This is a genomic window from Priestia sp. TGN 0903 (assembly GCF_050846855.1).
GTDB lineage: Bacteria > Bacillota > Bacilli > Bacillales > Bacillaceae_H > Priestia > Priestia zanthoxyli.
Window position 1 is genome coordinate 744,260 of record NZ_JBOZGL010000001.1, and the last position, 20,171, is coordinate 764,430.

Annotated in this window: 16 protein-coding genes and 1 pseudogene; 5 read left to right on the plus strand and 12 right to left on the minus strand. The window is 35.8% G+C overall.

Annotated elements, in window-relative coordinates:
• Positions 1 to 60: 60 nt before the first annotated feature.
• Positions 61 to 1,152 carry a bifunctional diaminohydroxyphosphoribosylaminopyrimidine deaminase/5-amino-6-(5-phosphoribosylamino)uracil reductase RibD gene (ribD, locus tag ACRPLY_RS03905; protein WP_028413665.1) on the minus strand — a complete coding sequence of 364 codons (1,092 nt, stop codon included), beginning with the start codon at positions 1,150 to 1,152 and terminating at the stop codon, positions 61 to 63.
• The gene (locus ACRPLY_RS03910; protein ID WP_033578753.1) at positions 1,149 to 1,892 is read right to left on the minus strand and encodes a GTP cyclohydrolase II; all 744 of its coding nucleotides are present in this window, start codon (positions 1,890 to 1,892) and stop codon (positions 1,149 to 1,151) included. Before ACRPLY_RS03910 ends, ribD begins: the two co-directional genes overlap by 4 nt.
• Positions 1,893 to 2,254: 362 nt before the next feature.
• Between ACRPLY_RS03910 and ACRPLY_RS03915 the strand changes: the two genes are divergently transcribed.
• Positions 2,255 to 2,578, plus strand: coding sequence for a winged helix-turn-helix transcriptional regulator (locus tag ACRPLY_RS03915; protein ID WP_014460492.1), 324 nt, complete (start codon positions 2,255 to 2,257; stop codon positions 2,576 to 2,578).
• A gap of 118 nt (positions 2,579 to 2,696) precedes the next feature.
• Here the strand turns inward: ACRPLY_RS03915 and ACRPLY_RS03920 are convergent, their stop codons facing one another.
• The 4 genes from ACRPLY_RS03920 to ACRPLY_RS03935 all read right to left on the minus strand — a co-directional run bounded on the left by ACRPLY_RS03920 (position 2,697) and on the right by ACRPLY_RS03935 (position 7,923).
• Positions 2,697 to 3,908, minus strand: coding sequence for an MFS transporter (locus tag ACRPLY_RS03920; RefSeq protein ID WP_432231562.1), 1,212 nt, complete (start codon positions 3,906 to 3,908; stop codon positions 2,697 to 2,699).
• A 273-nt stretch (positions 3,909 to 4,181) separates the two neighbouring features.
• Positions 4,182 to 5,237, minus strand: coding sequence for a tartrate dehydrogenase (locus tag ACRPLY_RS03925; protein ID WP_325077588.1), 1,056 nt, complete (start codon positions 5,235 to 5,237; stop codon positions 4,182 to 4,184).
• Between the two features lie 149 nt (positions 5,238 to 5,386).
• Entirely contained in the window at positions 5,387 to 6,886 is a 1,500-nt protein-coding gene (zwf, locus tag ACRPLY_RS03930; protein ID WP_034268269.1) for a glucose-6-phosphate dehydrogenase, read from the minus strand.
• A gap of 125 nt (positions 6,887 to 7,011) precedes the next feature.
• Positions 7,012 to 7,923, minus strand: coding sequence for an AEC family transporter (locus tag ACRPLY_RS03935; RefSeq protein WP_432231563.1), 912 nt, complete (start codon positions 7,921 to 7,923; stop codon positions 7,012 to 7,014).
• Between the two features lie 256 nt (positions 7,924 to 8,179).
• Between ACRPLY_RS03935 and ACRPLY_RS03940 the strand changes: the two genes are divergently transcribed.
• Entirely contained in the window at positions 8,180 to 9,697 is a 1,518-nt protein-coding gene (locus tag ACRPLY_RS03940; RefSeq protein WP_432231564.1) for an alpha/beta hydrolase, read from the plus strand.
• A 23-nt stretch (positions 9,698 to 9,720) separates the two neighbouring features.
• Here ACRPLY_RS03940 and ACRPLY_RS03945 read toward each other — a convergent pair whose 3' ends face one another.
• Both ACRPLY_RS03945 and ACRPLY_RS03950 read right to left on the minus strand, forming a co-directional pair.
• Positions 9,721 to 9,900 (minus strand): hypothetical protein, encoded by a 180-nt coding sequence (locus tag ACRPLY_RS03945; protein WP_081732878.1) that lies wholly within the window; start codon positions 9,898 to 9,900, stop codon positions 9,721 to 9,723.
• A 119-nt stretch (positions 9,901 to 10,019) separates the two neighbouring features.
• Positions 10,020 to 10,709, minus strand: a complete 690-nt coding sequence (locus ACRPLY_RS03950; protein WP_432231686.1) for a DUF421 domain-containing protein — start codon at positions 10,707 to 10,709, stop codon at positions 10,020 to 10,022.
• A 136-nt stretch (positions 10,710 to 10,845) separates the two neighbouring features.
• Between ACRPLY_RS03950 and ACRPLY_RS03955 the strand changes: the two genes are divergently transcribed.
• Positions 10,846 to 11,475, plus strand: coding sequence for an NUDIX hydrolase (locus ACRPLY_RS03955; protein WP_432231565.1), 630 nt, complete (start codon positions 10,846 to 10,848; stop codon positions 11,473 to 11,475).
• A gap of 4 nt (positions 11,476 to 11,479) precedes the next feature.
• Here ACRPLY_RS03955 and ACRPLY_RS03960 read toward each other — a convergent pair whose 3' ends face one another.
• Positions 11,480 to 11,878 carry a PaaI family thioesterase gene (locus ACRPLY_RS03960; protein WP_033578746.1) on the minus strand — a complete coding sequence of 133 codons (399 nt, stop codon included), beginning with the start codon at positions 11,876 to 11,878 and terminating at the stop codon, positions 11,480 to 11,482.
• Positions 11,879 to 11,995: 117 nt separating this feature from the next.
• Positions 11,996 to 13,816: pseudogene (locus ACRPLY_RS03965) on the minus strand (DNA topoisomerase 3); the annotation flags it as partial.
• A gap of 327 nt (positions 13,817 to 14,143) precedes the next feature.
• Between ACRPLY_RS03965 and ACRPLY_RS03970 the strand changes: the two are divergent.
• Together ACRPLY_RS03970 and ACRPLY_RS03975 are read left to right on the plus strand one after the other, a co-directional pair.
• Entirely contained in the window at positions 14,144 to 15,334 is a 1,191-nt protein-coding gene (locus ACRPLY_RS03970; RefSeq protein WP_432231566.1) for a YaaC family protein, read from the plus strand.
• Positions 15,335 to 15,503: 169 nt separating this feature from the next.
• Positions 15,504 to 16,643, plus strand: a complete 1,140-nt coding sequence (locus ACRPLY_RS03975) for a hypothetical protein (protein ID WP_432231567.1) — start codon at positions 15,504 to 15,506, stop codon at positions 16,641 to 16,643.
• 251 nt (positions 16,644 to 16,894) lie between these two features.
• Here ACRPLY_RS03975 and ACRPLY_RS03980 read toward each other — a convergent pair whose 3' ends face one another.
• Positions 16,895 to 19,609 (minus strand): AAA family ATPase, encoded by a 2,715-nt coding sequence (locus ACRPLY_RS03980; protein WP_432231568.1) that lies wholly within the window; start codon positions 19,607 to 19,609, stop codon positions 16,895 to 16,897.
• A gap of 2 nt (positions 19,610 to 19,611) precedes the next feature.
• Entirely contained in the window at positions 19,612 to 20,166 is a 555-nt protein-coding gene (locus tag ACRPLY_RS03985; protein ID WP_432231569.1) for an ABC-three component system middle component 1, read from the minus strand.
• Positions 20,167 to 20,171 lie beyond the last annotated feature (5 nt).

Below are 20,171 nucleotides of genomic sequence, written 5' to 3' on the forward strand. Positions count from 1 at the left end.
ATAAATCGTTCGGATTTTCCTTCAACTAACATATTTTTGTTCCAGCCTCATTTACATTTTTCATTTATAAACAGGATATCCAACAAATTTAAAGTCTTTACCAATTGAAATAACAGAAAGACGCTCCACGTCCACTGCATCCCACATCTTTTCTACGCCTTTTCCTTCTAGAAAAGTAGGAGCTTCTTTTCCTCCTGAAAGCTTTGGAGCCATATACAGCACCAATTTATCAATTAAACGATTTTCTAGAAATGCGGCATTCACTTCGCCGCCTCCTTCAATTAAAAGAGACGACACAAATTTCTCACCTAGTATAGAAAGCATATCTTCAAGATTTACTTTGTCCTCACCGCTTGTGACAAATACTTCGACGCCTTGTTTCTCAAGCTGTTCTTTTTTTTCTTTTGAATAGCCCTGACTTGTAAATACCCATGTTGGCGCTAAAGAATCCGTTGCTAGCTTGGAATCAAGGGGCATACGCAACTTCGAATCCATCACAATACGAATCGGGCTTCGGCCGCCTTCGATGCGAGTTGTCAGCTCGGGGTTGTCCTTAATGACCGTGTTCACCCCTACTAAGATACCCGCCGTTTCATGACGAAGCTGATGTACATCCAAACGAGCTGCCTCAGACGTAATCCACTTGCTGTGAGAAAAAGCAGTAGCTATTTTACCGTCTAACGTAATCGCTGACTTTAACGAAACAAACGGCTTCTTCGTTACAATATACTTATTGAAGACTTCGTTCATTTGACGTGACTCTTCTTCACATACACCTGTTATGACCTCAATGCCTGCTTTTTCTAAAATTTCAACTCCATTACCTGCTACTAAAGGGTTGGGGTCTAAAGTTGCTATGACCACTTTTTTTACACCGGCTTCAACCAGCGCTTCAGCACAAGGACCTGTACGTCCGTGGTGTGAACAAGGCTCTAGCGTTACATAAGCAGTCGCTCCTTGTGCTTGTTCGCCAGCCATTCGCAGCGCATGAATTTCAGCGTGAGGCTCTCCCGCTTTTAAATGCGTACCGATTCCAACGATTCGATTATCGTTTACAATGACAGATCCTACAAGCGGATTTGGATCTGTTTGTCCTTTTGTTGCTTTTGCGTTTTGTAAAGCTATATTCATATAAAATTCGTGATTGATCAAAGAAGAACCTCCTCTTTTAAGTGTCCTGAACGTTTAACTTTGGTGTCTAGATACTTTTCATTAAACTGAGATACATCTCCCCAAAGTGGAACGCGCCCTGATAAAAGTGCGCCGTTTTTCTCAAGTGCGATTAGCTTTTTCGGATTATTCGTAATCAGCGTAACAGGTTTTTGACGCAGTACTTTTAACACACTGATGGCCTCGCTATAACTGCGAGTATCATCTTCAAATCCTAACCCTTCATTCGCCTCTACCGTATCAAATCCGTTTTCTTGAAGAACGTATGCCATTGCTTTGCTGAATAGGCCAATGCCGCGTCCTTCATGATTTGCTAAATAAAATAGCGCTCCGCTTCCATTTTCGACAATCATTTTCATCGATTGTTTTAATTGAAAACCACAGTCGCAGCGTTTGCTTCCGAATATGTCTCCCGTATGGCAGATACTGTGCATACGAATGAGTGCCTCATGCGATTCTTGAAAATCTCCGTACACAAGAACACTCGATTGCTGCATGTCAGCTAAATTAGCTCCTTGCATTTTTTCAATAAGCTCTTCCGTACTTAAAGATCCTTCTTTTACATTATCAGAACGCAACCATGAATACCAACTAAATACTTGTGTCTCTCCATCTAGATTCACCGGAAGCGTGATAGGTCCTACTATATAAATAAAATGATCATCATTTTTTACTACATTAATTTTATCTTTTAAAATTGAAACAACTTTTTCGTTAATCACAGTCATTTCCTCCTCTTATGTGTCTTTCACTTATCTACTCTTTTCACATTGTGCTCAATCTCTCACATGAACAAATATTTTTTCTAGCACTTCACTACATTTATCTTTTTTAATTGATGTATTAGCTTACTAAAAGTAAGTAACTTTACTTGCTTAAAGTATTATATGACGATACATTTATCTTGTAAAGCTTTTATGTTCTATTTGTTACTTTTAGTAATTAACTTCTTTAATTATATAAATTATATAATTAAAACATAAAAACGTAAAGTAATTTATGTTCTTTAAGTAATTAAATTACACAACACTAGATAAAATGCTGACTTTGTTTTATAATATAGGAAGAGAATGGAGGTAATAACATGGACGGTTTAGCACTCTGCCCGCGTTTTGAAAAGGCTGTTACTATACTAACGAAACGTTGGACGAGTTTGATCATTTTTCAGCTGCTTTCCGGCTCACAGCGGTTTTCTCAAATGCAAGAAGCACTTCCAGTAAGCGGAAGGCTCTTATCCGAGCGCTTAAAAGAATTAGAGCATGAAGGAATCGTCATTCGTACGGTTATTCCGGAAACTCCTGTTCGAATCGAGTATTCGCTATCCGACAAAGGATTAGCACTGGCGCCGGTAATTCAGGAAATTCAGACATGGTCCAGTGAGTGGATTACAAAAGAAGAAGTGGAATAAAAGAAATCTCTAAAGAAATCAGGAAGGCTTCAATATCGATGTGCTCACAGCCGTTTTCTTTAGAGCTCCATAAATAAAAAAGGCATGCTCCCCTTGAGCACGCCTTTTTTTATTTATATTATTTTCCTAATGATTCATTTTGAGAAAGAATACGCTGTTTCTGGCTTTTTCGGCCGTACAATACAAGGTATACTGCTATAGCTAAAAGAGCAACAATGGAACAGAATACATACATTCCTTTATATCCGGCTGCTGTAGATAAAATACCTAATAAAAAGGACCCTAACCCCATTCCAGAGTCAAAAAACACAAAAAACGTAGCCGTGGCGACACCTCGGCGATGAGGAGAAGCTTTTTTTACAGCAATGGATTGAAAACTTGATGTAATCGTTCCAAATCCTAATCCAATCAATGCTCCAGCTAATAAAAACACCCAGCTTGTTGTCGCTTGGCTAAGCAAAAAGATACCGATAGCTAGAGATAAAATGGACGGATATACCACGCTGTTTTCTCCGTATTGATCAAACCATTTTCCAGTAAAAGGTCTAGAAGCTAATAAGCACACCGCGTATACAACAAAGAAAAAGCTTGAAGCTTGCGTAAAGCCCATTTCTTTTGCATACATAGACACAAACGAAATAACACTTGCATATGAAAAAGCTACCACAAGGCCAGCAACAGAAATAGGCAGCGAACGGTATTCAAAAAACGCCGCAAGACCTTTAGCTGGCTGTATTTTATTTGTTGCAGAAGAAGCTGGCTCCACCTCAGGTACACGAAGTACTAAACTGCATAATGCTGCTAAAACAGAAGATACAATCGCAACGGTAAAGACCGCTGTATGACCCAAAGTATTTGTTAACGTTAAGCCTACAAACGGACCCACTACCATCGCTAAATTCATGAACGTCGCATAGTATCCCATCCCTTCTCCTTTTCTCTGTTCAGGGATTACATTTGCAACAATTGCTCCTGTAGCAGTTGTGCTCATTCCAAAACCAATACCATGAAGCACACGCAGCAGCAGCAGCGCTGATAATGAGTGGATATTCATATATAAAATAGAACCAATTAAAAAGATGAAGACACCTATTAATAGGACTTTCTTTTGTCCTAATGTTGTCATCCACTTACCGGCTAGCGGTCTGAACACAATGCCGGAGACTAAAAAAATTGTCACAATTAACCCTAAGCTTTGCTTACTTGCATGAAGTTCATCCGTTGCAAACAGCGGCAATGTGACAGTTAACATATAAAAAATGACAAAAACAAAAAAGCTAGTCAGTGAGACCGCTAAAAAATCTTTTGTCCATAATTTCGATTTCTGCATGATTTTCCTCCTTTTATCTTTTCATTCGTACCTATTTATTAAAACAAACTAAAGCATAGTCCATAAATAATATGTATACGAATTATCTCAACTCAAACTATTATAGGGTTCATATATGTAAGTGTCAACATGTATTTATCGATTTCATTTTTCTATAGAAACAAATCAATAAATGAAACCTACATTCACCATCACAATGAAAAAATCCGAACGATTAATCGTTCGGATTTCCCTTCAACTACATTACTTTTATCCCAGCCTCTTTTAGAAGCGTCACTTTTTTAAATGAGAAATAATTTGATCCGTTACTTCACTAGTAGTTGCACTGCCTCCAACATCTGGTGTAATGATACCCGATTCCGTCACTTGCTCAATAACCTCTAACAAATGACTGCCTAATTCTTGTTCACCGAAATGATCCAACATCATTTTAGCCGTCCAAATCTGTCCGATTGGATTTGCAATTCCTTTTCCGACAATATCAGGAGCAGACCCGTGCACCGGTTCAAACATCGAAGGATATTTTCCGTTCACATTAATATTTGCAGCAGGAGCAACGCCAATACTCCCCATAATAGCAGCTCCGATATCTGTTAAAATATCTCCAAATAAATTGCTTGCCACAATGACATCAAAACGACTTGGATTTGTTACGAAGAAAGCCGCCAGCGCATCGATGTGCTGGGAATCTGTTTCAATATGAGGATAACTCTTTGCAACATCTTGAAACACTTCGTCCCAAAACGGCATGGAATGAACAATTCCGTTTGACTTCGTGGCGCTTGTAACTTTGGCTTTTCTTTTAGAAGCTAATTCAAAAGCATAGCGCATCGCTCGTTCTGTTCCTTTTCGAGAAAAAACCGCATTTTGAATCGAAATTTGATCTTCTCCTTGATATATCCGGCCTCCTACTTCACTGTATTCCCCTTCACTATTTTCACGAACAACAATTAAATCAAAGTCTTTTGGGTCCGTTAGTGGAGATGCGATGCCTTTTAGCCTCTTGGCCGGACGAATATTAATTACCTGCTGAAATTCTCGACGAATCTTAATAAGCAGACCCCATAACGACACGTGGTCTGGCACAAGATTTAAATTTCCTACGGCTCCTAAAAAAATTCCGTCAAAGTCTTGAAGCTGCTGTAGCCCATCTTCCGGCATCATTTGTCCGTACTTCAAATAATAATCACAGCTCCAAGGAAATTCTGTAAATTCAAATTTTAATCCCCCGTGAAGCTCTGCAATCGTATGAAGAACTCTAACTGCCTCTGGAACAACTTCTTTCCCTACTCCATCTCCTGGTATATTCGCTATTTTTAACGTTTTCATCAAAAGTCCCCCTGCGTCTTTTTATATAGATCTATACACAATACTTCATGCATTATACTCTTTTGATTATACGCAGGGAAAATAATCATCTCAAGAAAATTCAGAATATACAAACCGTGAAAAAGACATCCCTCAAAGAGATGTCTTTTTCAAATCGGCAAAAACACTCCAGGTGCTTCCCCATGTTCATCGTCATCGAGCCACCATTTAAAGCCTTCCTGTGCAACTAATTTTTGTGCTTCTTCAGGGCCTTGTGAACCAGATGGATATTCATAAAGCGGCAGCATATCAGCTTCAAATGCATCTAATACTGGCTGTACCCACTGCCAAGATAGCTCTACTTCTTTCCAATGGGCAAAAAATGTGGAGTCGCCGATTAATGCGTCGTAAATAATTCGTTCATATGCCTCCGGCACACTTTCTTCTTCTCTTGAAAACGTAATACGAACCGGCTCAATCACACCATTTTTTAATGGATTTTTGCTATTAAGCTGCAAAGCGACGTTTTCGCTTGGGCTAATTTCAATAATAAATAAGTTTGGCGCTACTTTATCATAAGGAGTTTCATACAGACCTTTTAACGAATCTTTAAATTCAATGACGATACGAGTTGATTTTTCTTTCATTCGTTTACCCGTTCGAATATAAAAAGGAACACCTTTCCAAAATGGATTATCAATCCATAAGCGAGCGGCTACAAACGTGTCATTTTTAGAGTTTGCTTCTACGCCGGGCTCTTCTTTGTATCCTTTAACAGATTTGTGATCAATTTCTCCGCTTCCGTATTGTCCTCGTACAACATCGCGAGCTACTTCTTGTGCTGGAATTTTCCTCAGTGACTCCATTACTTTTTGCTTTTCTTCTAAAATGTTTTCTGAGCAAATTCGTTTTGGAAGATGCATGGCTGTCATCATGAGAACCTGCAGCATATGATTTTGAATCATGTCGCGTATGGCTCCCGTATGATCATAATACCCTGCACGATTTTCAACACCGACTGTTTCACTTGCTGTAATTTGGACATTCGCAATGTGTTTGTTATTCCACAATGATTGCAGTACAGGGTTCGTAAATTCAAGCGCTTCTAAATTTTGCACCATCGGTTTACCTAAATAATGATCAATTCGATAAATTTCTTCTTCTTTAAACGTACTGCTTAGCTTTTCATTAAGCTTTCTTGCAGAAGCAAGATCATGTCCAAATGGCTTTTCAATCATAAGACGCTTCCAGCCGCTCGTTTGGTCTAAGCCGCTTTTTTTTATATGCAGCGCAATTACATCGAAGTATTCTGGTGCTACGGACAAATAAAACAAACGATTTCCTTTACTTCTATGAGTTGTTTCTTGCTCATTCACAAGCTTTAGCAGCTGTTTGTAATCTTCTGTTTTGCTTGCGTCTACTGCTTGGTAATGAAACAGCGACAAAAAATCTTCCTCGTTACTTTCCATTTTCCGTCTTGAAAAATCGTTTATAGATTGCTTTACACGCTCTTTAAAATCCTCATGAGATAGCTGCTCGTATCCTGATCCAATAATAGAAATAGTATCAGGAAGCTTTTTGTCTGTAAATAAATTATAAAGAGCAGGAAAGATTTTTCTTTTTGCTAAATCACCCGTTGCGCCAAATAAAACAAAAGTTAAGGACTCCACGTTTTTTCCTCCCGTCAGGTTGTATGTATGATGGATTTTCTCTTCTCCTAGCTTACCTCTGTTTATTTGGGAATATCCTTTTTTCATCAAAAAGGACGCTCACAAGTGCGAGCGTCCTTTGTTATTCACATTAAAATATTTGTCATTCCCCACAGCAGCAAAAAGCTAAGCAAAATGGTCATATTTGAAACGGTCCCGACAAATTTCTGATCGTATTTGAATTCTACTGCGTAAGGTAAAACGGATCCCGCTACGGGTAGAATGAAACAAACTAAAATTGTATACCGGAACATATCTTCAAATGGAAGCAAGAAAAACAGCGCAATTCCTACGCCAAGTCCGATCACGTAGCGAATGCTTAAAAACATGATAATTTTTTTTAAGTAGCTTTTTTGGAACGAAAAATTTAAATATACGCCTAAAAGCAAAAGAGAAAGCGGCATATTCGCTTTAGAGATAATACCTGAGACGTCTAATACATATGCTGGTAAATGAAGGCCTATAATCGCAAGAAGACAAATGGTTACATAGGTCAGAAGCGGCATCGATTTTAATACTTTGTATAAAATCTTTTTAAATTCAATGTCAATATCATCCCCTGAGTAGTAGCTGCCAATTACGTAGCATAAAACAAAAATAACAAAAGCATTTCCGACATCAAACATACCAAAGTATTTAAGCCCTTCTTTTCCCCAAATGCCTTCTACTAACGGATAGGCAAACATTCCAATATTAAACCCTGGAATCATCATCGTCAGCATGCCTTTCACCTTTCGCTCATCTTTTCGAAAAACAAAAATTCCGACTGCAGCTAACAGCAAGCCATAGACAATCCCAATAACTAATAGTAAAATAAGCGATCCATCAATTTTAATACTGCTGAATGTAACAATAATCAAGCAAGGCATTGTAATATTAAAAATAATTCTTGCTAAAGCTTCCCCGTCTTTTTGCTGAAGGAGGTTTGTTCGTTTTAGTATGTATCCTAATAGAATAATTGTAATGGAATACAAAAACTGACTGTTAAAGCTACTCATAGACCTACTCCCTTACCTTCTTTTATACTTATTTAATCGATTGTTTTACCCTGTCTTTTTTAATCCTTGTTTCATTATAATATAAGCAGCCTAAAAAGAAACTAGAGAATTGGATGCAGTTTACCTATTTGTCAGACAAAAACAGCTTAGAAACAAACGCAAAAACTTTCTTCTAAATTGATTTTAAAACAGGACATTTTTCTTTTTTATGGAATTTACTTAAAAGGTATGAGTATTTTCATGAGGAGGAAGAAACGTGAAACGAAAAATGATAACGCTTACTTTTTCTGCTGCTCTTTGTTTTTCCGCTTCAGGATCTCTTGCTGAAGCTGCTAACAAAACAGATGTCATTCCAAATGCTGATCAATCAGCAGAAACCTATTTTGACGGAGCGAACGGGAACTGGCTGACGACTAAAAACCCGGCTCAATATCAGCAGGCTACGCTCTATGGAAACATCGGGCTTACTCCTTATAACTGGGGAAAAGCTGAAAATGAATCAGGCTGGTATCGAATCAATCAGCCCGCTGCGGTTAAAGGAACGCAAGTAAATGGAATTTTTGAAGACGCTCAATTCGTCATCCGGGTTCCTGATAACTGGAATGGAAAACTTGTGGTAGCCGGCATTCCTGCTACGCGCAACGAAACGTCCACCGATTTATTATTCAGCGATTACGTTCTTAAAAAAGGCTATGCGTTTGCTGCAATTGATAAAGGAACACAAGGAGAAAGTGATCCTACCGATCCTTTTGCTAAAGTAAAAAATGCGCTTGCTAATGAAGACGACAGCGTAGCAGAATGGAATATGCGCTATCGTCAAATGACAAAAGCAGCTCAGCAATACTTGACTACTCATTACTCAGACAAACTAATCAATCCGGCTAATCGAAAAAACCCTGCAAGCGATTTGATTCGAAACGATCATAAAGTACCCACGTATGCAATTGGCATTTCAAACGGCGGATACGTTGTCAGATACGCACTTGAACACGACGATCCAAAACAAACCAAAGAGCCTCGTTTATTTGATGGAGGCGTCGATTGGGAAGGCGTATTGTGGAGTGCAAAAGCGCCAAATTTAATCAGCTCACTAACACCGGTTGTAAACAATGCGGAAGAAGCGCTGTACGGAACGGGAAAAGAGCAGAAAAAAGCTATTAAACAAATGTATAAAGCCGGCCTTCCGAAAGGATCAGAAAAACTGTGGAGTTATCATGATCAAGTGTACTGGGCGGTCACTTTAAACATTTACCGTGACCACTTTGATCCGACAGCTCCAGGAAGAACAAACTGGCACAACTATTTAAACTTTACTTCATCAGGCCTGCGCGACCGTTCATGGGACTACATCTTTGAAAACTATCGCTATCAAACCCGTCCAAAAAGCGTAAAAGAAAATGTAGCAAAAGTAGAAAATACGGGCGATATCGATGTGCCTCTTATCAGTATGACTGGCTCTCTCGATTCACTTATCTTCCCGTCTATTCACGCCGAAGGCTATGAAAAACTCGTTAAAAAAGCTGGCAAGGCAAATCTTCATCGCCTTTATACTGTGAAAAACGGAAATCACGTTGATAGCTTAGTGTGGAATAAACAAACGGATCCAAATCAAGAGCTTCAGCCCCTGCTCCCATATGCTCATCAATCTTTTGATTTGTTAGTAGACTGGGTAGAAAATAAAAAAGCAGCGCCTGCAAGTAAAGATATTAAAGCACCAAAAGACAGCCTTAAAGTCATCGACATAAAATCTGGACGAGAAGTAGATCCCCGCTGAGGCTGAGACATAACGAAATGAATTCAGCCTAAAGGCGAACAAATGAGATACATGAGCTGGACTGCTTGTGACACCGAAGTTGATTTCCGTGCAAGACTTCGCTTTCTGCGGGCGGCCGCTGAGCCTCCTCGTCGCTTGCGCTCCTGCGGGGTCTCACCTGATCCGCTTTTTCCGCAGGAGCCTTTACCTTGCCCTCCAATCAACTGCTAGAGGGAACGAAACAGATAAAACGATATGTACCATCACAAAAAAACGAACCACTATTCAACATGTTGATTAGTGGTTCGTTTTTCACTTGGGCTAAAATACGTTTGTCCTAGCCTCAGTCTTCATAATAATCAAGATAGAGATGACCCGCTGAGTCTGCTTGCCCTAAAAATACTTTGTCGACTGCAGCACCTTTCTCTTTGAGCTGTTCTTTAACCCACGCTACGCTATATCCTAGCTCATGAACCGCTTCTTTCATTATATTTCCGTCCATGATAATCGTTTGAGGTAATCTCGTCGCCTCTCCTTTTATTAATAAATCTTCACGCGTAACGTTCTGCTTTTCTTTTTTTAACAGCACGCTTAATTCGCCGTTGGTTTCGAGCATAGCAAAAGCTACGTCTTCCACATAAAAGATGTCTTTTTTCCGAAGCTGTTCCATGAGCTCATCTACGGTATATTTTTCTTTTTTCACATTTTCCTCAAGGATTTTTCCTTCTTTAATGAGGATCGTCGTCGTCCCTTCCACCGCTTTTCGAAAGCTTATACTTTTTAACGATACGTTTGACACAACAATAAGAAATGATGCCCACACTAAAATTGCTACTACCCCATGACTTGCCTGTAAATCTACATCCATTGAAATGGTTCCTGCAATATCTCCAATCGTAATGCCAACGATATATTCAAAAAAAGAAAGTTTGGATAACTGTTTTTTTCCTAACAGCTTTGTAATAAAAAACAAGCCAAGTAAAATCAGCACTGAACGAAGTACTACTTCCATCCAATGATTCAACGCATGCACCTTCTTTACTAAAATTGATGTATCCTTTATTTTGTGCATATTTGTATGTATCAAAGCAGATTTTCATCTTCCATTATTTACATACCTTTCACGGCAGGTTAGAGTAGGAAGAAGTAGGAAACAAATTGGGGGACTTATGATGAACGATGAAGTGTTAACCATATTTAACACCCAACAGCAGCGCATAGGAACAGCGTCTCGCAAAGAAGTTCATGAAAAAGGCTATTGGCACGAAGCGTTTCACTGCTGGTTTGTCAGCCGCGAAAATGATATAGACTATATTTATTTCCAAATTCGCAGCGAGCAAAAGCAAGATTACCCCGGTGCACTCGATATCACAGCTGCCGGACATTTGCTTCATACAGAAACCGCTGAGGACGGTGTAAGAGAAATTCACGAAGAGCTCGGCGTCAACATTTCATTTGATGAATTGCTTCCTTTAGATGTCTTTAAATACGAAGTATCTCAGCCGCACTATGTTGATAAAGAATTTGCACATGTATTTTTATACTACAGCTCTCACCCTCTTAGTGCGTTTACGTTGCAGCAAGAAGAAGTATCAGGCCTTGTAAAAGCTCCGTTTTCTCACTTTTGCGAACTGTGGCTTGGAAATCAAACAGAACTGATCATTGAAGGGATAACAAATGAAAAAGAGCCAATTCACCGTACAGCACATAAAAGTGAATTTGCTCCCCATCCCAAAGCTTACTATAAAACAATTATTGCATGTATTAGTCAGCAGCTGAATTCAGCAGAAAAAGCTTAGAATCCTAAGCTTTTTTTGCTAAAAAAATCATATATGTTGCACTGCCAAGCGCAACAAGCTTGCCGCTGCTGTCTTCAATTTTCACTTCTCCAACAGCAAGCGTTTTGCCGCGGTGAGACAATGTAGACTTTGCAACTAAATATTCGCCTATACCCGGCCTTGTGTAATTTACTTTTAACTCAACTGTACTGGCACTTTCCTCCTCAGAAAGAGAAGAACGCACAGCCGAACCAACAGCCGCGTCGATAAGCGTGGCAATAACGCCTCCATGAACCGTTCCTCTTCCTTGCAGAAGCTGTGGTTGAATCGTAATTTTCAACTCTGCATATCCTTTTTCAAGCAGCGTTTCTTCAATGCCAATATAATCCCAAAACGGAATCATCCCTTTACTCGTTCGTTTCATTAATCTCATCCTTTACATAAATAAGCTATGTAGGAAATTCTAGAAAGGCTGGAAAACTCCTGTTTTTACATACAAAAAGCGCCTGCTCTTTATCTTTAGCAAGCGCTTTTTATTTCTCTATTTTTCAAATAAAAACTGCACTTTGTTTTCTTTCCATTCTAACTTAGCGTTAAAAGTCTTATCACCTTTTTTAAAGCCTTCAATCAAGTCTGTCTGCCCTTCGCTTAACAGTTTTTTTAAATTAGCCTGCGTGACTGTTTTACCTAAAATCTTTTTCGATACGGTAAATGTACATTTTGTTTTTGCATAGTTTGAGCATCCGTAAAATGAACCTTTATCGACTACTTTTCCGTCGCAAAGCTTACATGAACCAAACGATTTAGAAGAAAAGCTTTTACCTTTGCCCTTGCCTTTTCGCTGAATGGATTCAGTGTCATATCCACTGAAGTTCCACTTGCTTTCTGCTTCGACAGCGTCTTCAATAATTTTAGCTGACAGTTTCTTTGTTTGTTCCATAAAGGCAGCGGCCGATGCTGCTCCTTCTCCAATTTCAGCTAGACGCTGCTCCCACTTAGCCGTCATTTCTGGTGAAGCTAAAATTTTATCTCCAATCGCGTCAATCAATACCTTTCCTTTATCAGTCGCAAACACTTGGTTTTTTTTCACATCAATATATTTACGATCTTTAAGCATTGTAATGATTCCAGCACGCGTTGCTTCTGTTCCTAAGCCTTCTGACTTTGCTAGAATTTTCTCCAGCTCATCGTTATCTAAATGCTTACCCGCTGTCTTCATCAGTGTAATCAACTGACCTTCGGTGTAGCGTTTTGGAGGCTGTGTTTTGCCTTCTTTTACGTCTACCTTCATAACTTTACCTTCTTCCCCCTCTTGAACATTCGGAAGAATGACATCGTCGTCTTTCTCATTTTGAAAAATTACCTTGCGCCAGCCTTCTTGAATTTGCTGCTTTCCTTTTGAAATAAAAGCGGCTCGCTTTTCCACAAGTGTCGTAATCGTTGTGTAGTCGAAAATCGCTTTTTCGTAGTGTGCTGCAATTAGCCGTCTTACGACTAAGTCATAAATTTTCTGTTCGTCTCCTGACAGTTTGCTCGGGTCCTTCACTTGTTCCGTTGGGATGATCGCATAGTGATCGCTCACTTTTTTTGCATTTACGTAGCGTTTATTTCCTAGAATCGAAGGGTAAGGAAGCGGAAATAAATGTTCATATTCAGAAAAAGCGCTCAGCTTTTCTAAAATCTCAGGAAACGTTTCCGCTTCGCCTTCTGTTACGTAGTTTGAGTCTGATCGTGGATAAGAAACAATTCCTTTCTGGTACAGCCCTTGCAGCACATCAAGCGTCTTTTTAGGTGAAAACTTAAACGCTTTATTCGCCGTTGCTTGAAGTGATGATAAGTTAAATAATAAAGGCGGCTGGAACTCTTTTCGCTCCGTTACGAGTTCATGAACTTGTGCGTCTTTTCCTTCGCAAAACTGAGCAATTTTATACGCCATTTCTTTTTCTTTAAGACGCGACTCTCCGTCTTGATGCCATTTGCCTTCATACTTTTTTCCTTCAATATCAAACTTAGCAAGCACTTCCCAAAAAGGCTCTGATTTAAAATTATCAATTTCCTTTTCACGCTTTACAATTAAAGCAAGCGTTGGTGTCTGCACGCGCCCTGCTGAAAAAACGTCTGACATCCCATGCTTTTTCAATAAGATGCTATACACGCGTGAAGCATTCATCCCAACGACCCAATCCGCGCATGCTCTTGTATAGGCTTCATAATAAAGGTTGCGCGTGTCGCTTTCGTCTTTTAACTGTTGAAACCCATCATAAATGGCTTTTGGTGTTAAAGAAGAAATCCACAACCGTTTCATCGGCTTATGCACACCTGAGAGCTGGATGATATTACGGACGATTAATTCTCCTTCTCTTATACTGACTTATATATTTGTGTAATTATTATGCGTCCTAGAGCTAAAGCTTCTCACAGTGTTAAAGGGTTAATTATCAAGATTACACATTTAGGTTTAATAAGTACGTTTATAGTCATTAGCTGTTACATGTATTTATGAATGATTTTTTACACATTGTCAGCCAAATAATTTATTTCATTCTAAAAAATAGCGCTTTTTAATTTTAATAATTTTACTATCCCAAATAAGTGCTACAAATAAAAATAGTTCTATAGACTAGTTTTTTTACATTTTTTATCTATAATTAAAGTAGTAAATTGTTTAATATAAGGAGGCCGTATAACTATGGCTACTGATCCTATAAAGAGTGCAAAAAAGTCCATTAGCAGTAATAGAAAAAGAATTGAGCGTTTAGAACAAGAGTTGAAAGGTATTAAATCTAAAATTAAAACTAAACCCCTTAGAACCTCCATTAAAATAAGTAATAAAGAAATATTTATGCGAAAAGCACTTATAGAACCCAATTTTACAAGTAAAACTGTACTCACCGATTCCACTTGGCAATATGTGGAAATGTACTTCAAACGTAAGCAATCTGATAAAAAAATATATAATGATGCCTTAAATTATTGGAATCAGTCAAAAAATTTTTTTATTGCAACAGAGCACTTAGATATATTATCTAAACCTTTAACAACATACTATTGTTTTCTAAACGCTATAAAAGCACTTTTAACTTGTAAATCTGTAACTTTCGATACTAAACATGGAGTTTCAGGGAAAAGTATCAACTCCCAAATTAATATTCTAAACGAAATGGTTTTCATCCACCCTAGAGGGGTTTTAGCAGGACTCTGTAGTTACCTCGGTGAACACGTTAAAACAACTACTCTACAACAAAAAGAAGCATTTACATTAAAAGACATCCTTTATAACTTAGAGTTTATTCATAGAGCCTATAGTATGACTTATACCAATCAACCCGAACTATATATTCCTATAGAAGAACCAAGGTTTGTTTATGAAAAATCTTTAAAAAAAGGATGGTTCGAAGCTAGATTAGAACCTGAATATTCAAACAAAACTACCATGTCTAAATTACCATCATTTGAAATCGATCCTTATTATGATAATAATGATTATTATGTAATCCGGTTAAAAAAGAGATTTAGTTGGGATGCCTATAGAAATCAACCAAATGCCATTAGTAGAGCTTCTTTTAAATCCTATTATAAGAAAAATAGAAATCGATTCCGATACATATATAGCGCTAATAATTTATGGTATATTAAGCGGTCAGATTTAATCAATAATAGCTGTATTATTGACCGAAATCCTTTAATTTTAATGTTTGGTGCTATGCATCGCTTAAGTGAAATGTCTCGATATGATCCTAATACTTTAGATAAACACTTATCTGGAAAGGCTGGGTGGTTATTATCAGAATTTATAACTAAATCAATTTATCAATTCATAGACATGGTATCTTCAGAAATTACGGGAGATGATTTTAGAGTTACAGGATTTAGAACATAAGATAAATTACACCTGCGTTCCGGCATTACCTGTTAATTTTTTCACCAATTAGAAATTATGATATATAAAGTTAATTACGACATCCAGGTTTAAAGAAATAAAATCAGACTCAAATTTCAATAACGAGTTTATAAAAATTATTATATTCATCAGGAGAATTATTTTAGAAATGATAAAAAGAAAAATTCGATATGATATTGATACTGACTCCTGGACTATACGGGGGCTTAAAATTCCAACTAAATTACAGCTACAATCGATAATTGATATTGATATTTTGGAAGTACTTATACACATTGCAAAAAGAACTAGCCTTCCAGTAAGTTTTGGATTTAACCTTGGTGATTTATGGGCTTGGTTGAGGTATCTTCCAGCAATTTCACCAAGTCCATATTTGAGAATGCGAAGTGAATGGGACGAGGTTGATTCTCATCAAAAGACTATTTTGAGCGATGACATGGGAGTTGGATTCTCTTCCTCTATCCTATCTAGATCTCTAGATCTTATATTTATTTGCCCCACTAATTATGTTGTCAAAAGACATCCTAGCCTTGCTTTGAGTAAGAGTGGAAAAAGAGGACCTGACAAATCACCTGATTTTGTAGCGGTAGATATGCTTGGGAATTTGCATGTTATTGAATGTAAAGGTACACAAAGTAGCCCAAATGTCCTTAATAACCAATTAGATGCTGGCTTTATTCAGAAACATAGCCTACTTGACCCTAAAGGAATAATCGATCAGAGGATAGTCTCGGGAGTATTTGTTCCCCAACATAATAGTAAAGAAACTGCAATATTTAAAGTTGCAGATCCTGAATACCAATTAAATTTTTCTTTTGTAACTAAAAATGAAATAATTGACACAATTATACTAGGTGAAATTTCCTCCTCTCTTCGATTGTTAGGCTTTTCTAAATTCGCCAACACTTTAGCATGTAATAACAAAATTAATTCTAGAGACCTTAAAAATTTCAAAACAGAAATAACAGAATTAGAAAGTCACAAAATTAATGGTATTTTATATAAAAAAGCAAGTACTCTTTATAGATTTGATAATATTTTTGCCAATGACGCCCCACAGGGTTTGAGAATACAGATAGGTTTAAAGGAAGAGTTTATAAATAAGTTATTTACTATTTTAGAAAACTCAGAGCATCTAGAACCTGGAGAACCCTTAGACATAGCAAAGCAAATTAGAAACAAAATTCAACATCAAACTCTGAGGGGTAATACTAATGAGAGTGGACCAAAATGGACTAGTATAGAATCCCCTTTAGGTCTATTTATTAAATTTGAACTAGAAAATTAAAGATATACATCTAATTTTATAATAGAATCTTAACCAGTAGATATTATATTTTCCTTTTTCAACTTCTATTGACACATTATAAATTTAACAGGATATAGAAACAAAGGAGAGAATCTTGAGAATTCCCTCCTTTGTTTCTATATTAAAATTAAGACTAAGCTAACCACTTTAAAAACCTTTTTTCAATCTTATATCAGAATGATATTTCATCAAGAAAATCCCTTAGAAATTCTTTAGCTAGTTACTTATTATTATATAATTATTGATTTATAACTATTTTCATCTGCGTTTAACATATATACAGTAAGAAATTCGTTTTTATGTTCATTTTTTTTGACAAATAAACTAAGGAATTCTTGATCATGTGTAGAAAATATTAACTGTTTGTTTAAATTACTAAGCAAGTCACAGATAGAAAACCTGTTAATATCATCCATATTTTGTATCGGGTCATCTATAGCTGCAAAATCAAAATAACTACATTCTTGAGCCTGATTTGTAGCTATAAATATTGCCAAAGCTAGTACATTCAATTGACCTGAGCTCAGAACCATGTTGGCATCAATACTATATTTATCCCCTAAAGAATTGGCATTAAGGATTTTAATTGACAGACTTTCATTGTTAACTATTTCGAAATGTAAATTGTTGAATTCTGAAGGACGAGGATTTAAATATCTATAATACCTTTGAATTACTGTATCATTATCATTTAGAAAATCTGCTGTTTCTTTACCATATTCTCTGTCAATTTTAGAAATCAATTGGAATAATATTATTGCTTTCTTTGCAAAATCTTTTTTATTAGTTTTAACCTTCTTAAGCTCCATAAACAAAATTTTCAATTCTTTGTCTATCTCTGAATTGTATAGCATGTCACTTGCTATCTGCTCTACCTTCCTTATTAGATGAAGGTTATTTTTTAAGTCTTGCTGACTCTTCAATAAGAATTCATAAACTTCCTTGACATCTAAATTCAGGTTCTTATCATAGCCATTGAGAAAAGAGGTTAATTTACTTTTAATTTGACTTAATTTAAACATTTCTTCGTTTAATTCTGTTAGCAGGGATTTGTTGTAATCGATTTCTTCTGAATATATTTTAACTTCGCCTTGCAGTTCTTCGTATTTAACTTGTAAAGTCTTCAAACTTCCTTCAGTAATACTCTCTTGTGAACTTATAGTTAAGTTCATTTTTTCTTTTAATTCCTCAATTTGAACACATATTTTTAAAGCACTATTTAATTTGTCCGATTCTGTATTGTTCCTTTTGTATATATCTCCAATTTCTGTATAACTCAAACCGAAGAATTCACCAAATAATGCATTTCCCTCTATTCTTCTGAGTGTGTCTAATGCAACATTAAAATTAAATTTTAATTCTTCTATTACGTTCTCTTGTTTTGCAATTAAATCCTTCTCTTTTGTTATTGCCTTACTATTTTGTTTTTTTAGATTTAACTGATAAGTAACTTGTTCTTTATGCTGGTCCAATTTGTCTATTAGCTCATTGATATTTGTTTTTAAAATAATATCTAAATCATTATCTACTTTACTTGAACAAACCGGACAAACTTCTTTTTGGGTTTGTTTTGTCACGTAGCTAAGTATTTGTTCCATACCATTTATAAGCTCATTCAAGGATGAATTTTCATCATTAATCAAAATACTTTCAGATAACTTTTGTTGTTCTTTTAAATAAAAAGATAAAGCATCCTGTTTAGTAGATAATAAAAGATTTTCTTTAGATAATGTGTTTTCAAACCCGTCTATAATTTGTTTAGCTTTGTCATATTCTGACTTATACTTTTTAGCATAAGAAATCAACTTTTGTTTCTGCTCTATTTTTTGTATATTATTTTTTAAGTTATCAAATGTATATGGAAATATATCTAATTTTAAATTATGTAGACCATCTTCTAATTCTTTTATTTCCTTTTCTAAATTTTCTAGTTCTTTCTTCAGATTTTCATTATCTAAGATATTTTTTATTTTCACTTTTAATTGTTTTATTTTTTCAGAAACATCGTTATCTTTAATTAAAAATTTATTTAGCTCATCTTGGCATATTAAAATCTGTTTTCTCTTTTCCTCCATACGAATACTTAAGTCAGCTAAATTACTTATTTCTTCATTCTTAACACCCTTTAAAAATCTAATTTCTTCTTCGTTATTATAAATATTTCTTTGTAAGTCATCGTATTGTCTTTGTAATTCCTTTTCCTCTAAAGGGAAATTCTCATTTTCATACTGTTTTTGATAGAGAGTTAAAATATTGTTATCTATAAATTTACGTTTCTGCTGTTGTGTTTTTATATGATCTTTTAATTTTTCTTCTTTTTCAGTTAATGTTCCAATTTTTTCATCTATTATCTTTTTAGAATTCGAAATATTTTTTCTTATCTTAACTATTTTTTCAAAACCCATTATGCTAGCAAGTGCGTTATATCTATCATTTGGTTTATCTCTTGTTACAAAGTCAGCAACCTGATCTTGTGATAAAATATACGCCTTCTTTATTATTTCTCCTACTTTATATTTTAAATCTTTAAAATTAACTCCTTGCTCTTGAAATTTCTCTCTTAGTGCCCGGTCTACGTTATCTTCACCAGAAGTTATTTTTCTTAAGCCTCCTGTTTCTTCTACGGTATTTAAAGAAAACTCTATGTTCCCGAAACCTTCTTCATTACAATAAAAGATTCTCTTTATACATAAATTTGCAAAATAAATTTCTACATAACAATCTTCACCTAAAGGAATTTTTTTATTGGCAAGAGCTTCCTTAGGCGTTTTACTACCATTAAATCTAGATATGTTTCCAGTTAATCCCCACTCTAATGCATCAAAAAAAGAACTTTTCCCATTGCCATTGTCTCCGTAAAGAATTGTTATATTTTTGTTTAATTTAAATACATGTCTACCTAAATAATTTCTGAAATTTTTAATTTCCAGTCTATCAATTCTCATAATCAATTCTCCAATATTAATATTTCATTAATTTTTTCCTTTATATTTTTTTTCTGTATTTCTTTATACTCCCCATCCTCACTAAAAATCCATTTTATTAGCTCATCAACTTTTTCATCTTTTGTTTCCAAAATTTCATTAAAGTTTGCAGTGAAATTTAGACTAGTTCCCTCTTCTTCGTAACTTTCTATAAACGGTATTCTATATAAATCTGATTCCTCAAGAATTAAATACTTTCGTAAACCTTTAGAATTACGTTCTATTTGATAAAACTCTCTATATTTGTTTTTATTTTTGTCTAAATCTGCAATATTCAATAAAATAATGAAATAAGTATTCCATACATTAATATTTAAATTTCTTAATATTGATCGTGCTGCTATAACGTCCGACATTATGTTATCTAAATTATAATTAGAATACTCTTTAACTATGAATCCAATATTTAACGCTTTATTATAACAATAGATTAATCCACTATTTTCTAGAAACATCTCAGAATTTTGAACTATAAAATTATGTTCATGTAAATTACTAAGAACTTTACTTTGATTCAATTGTT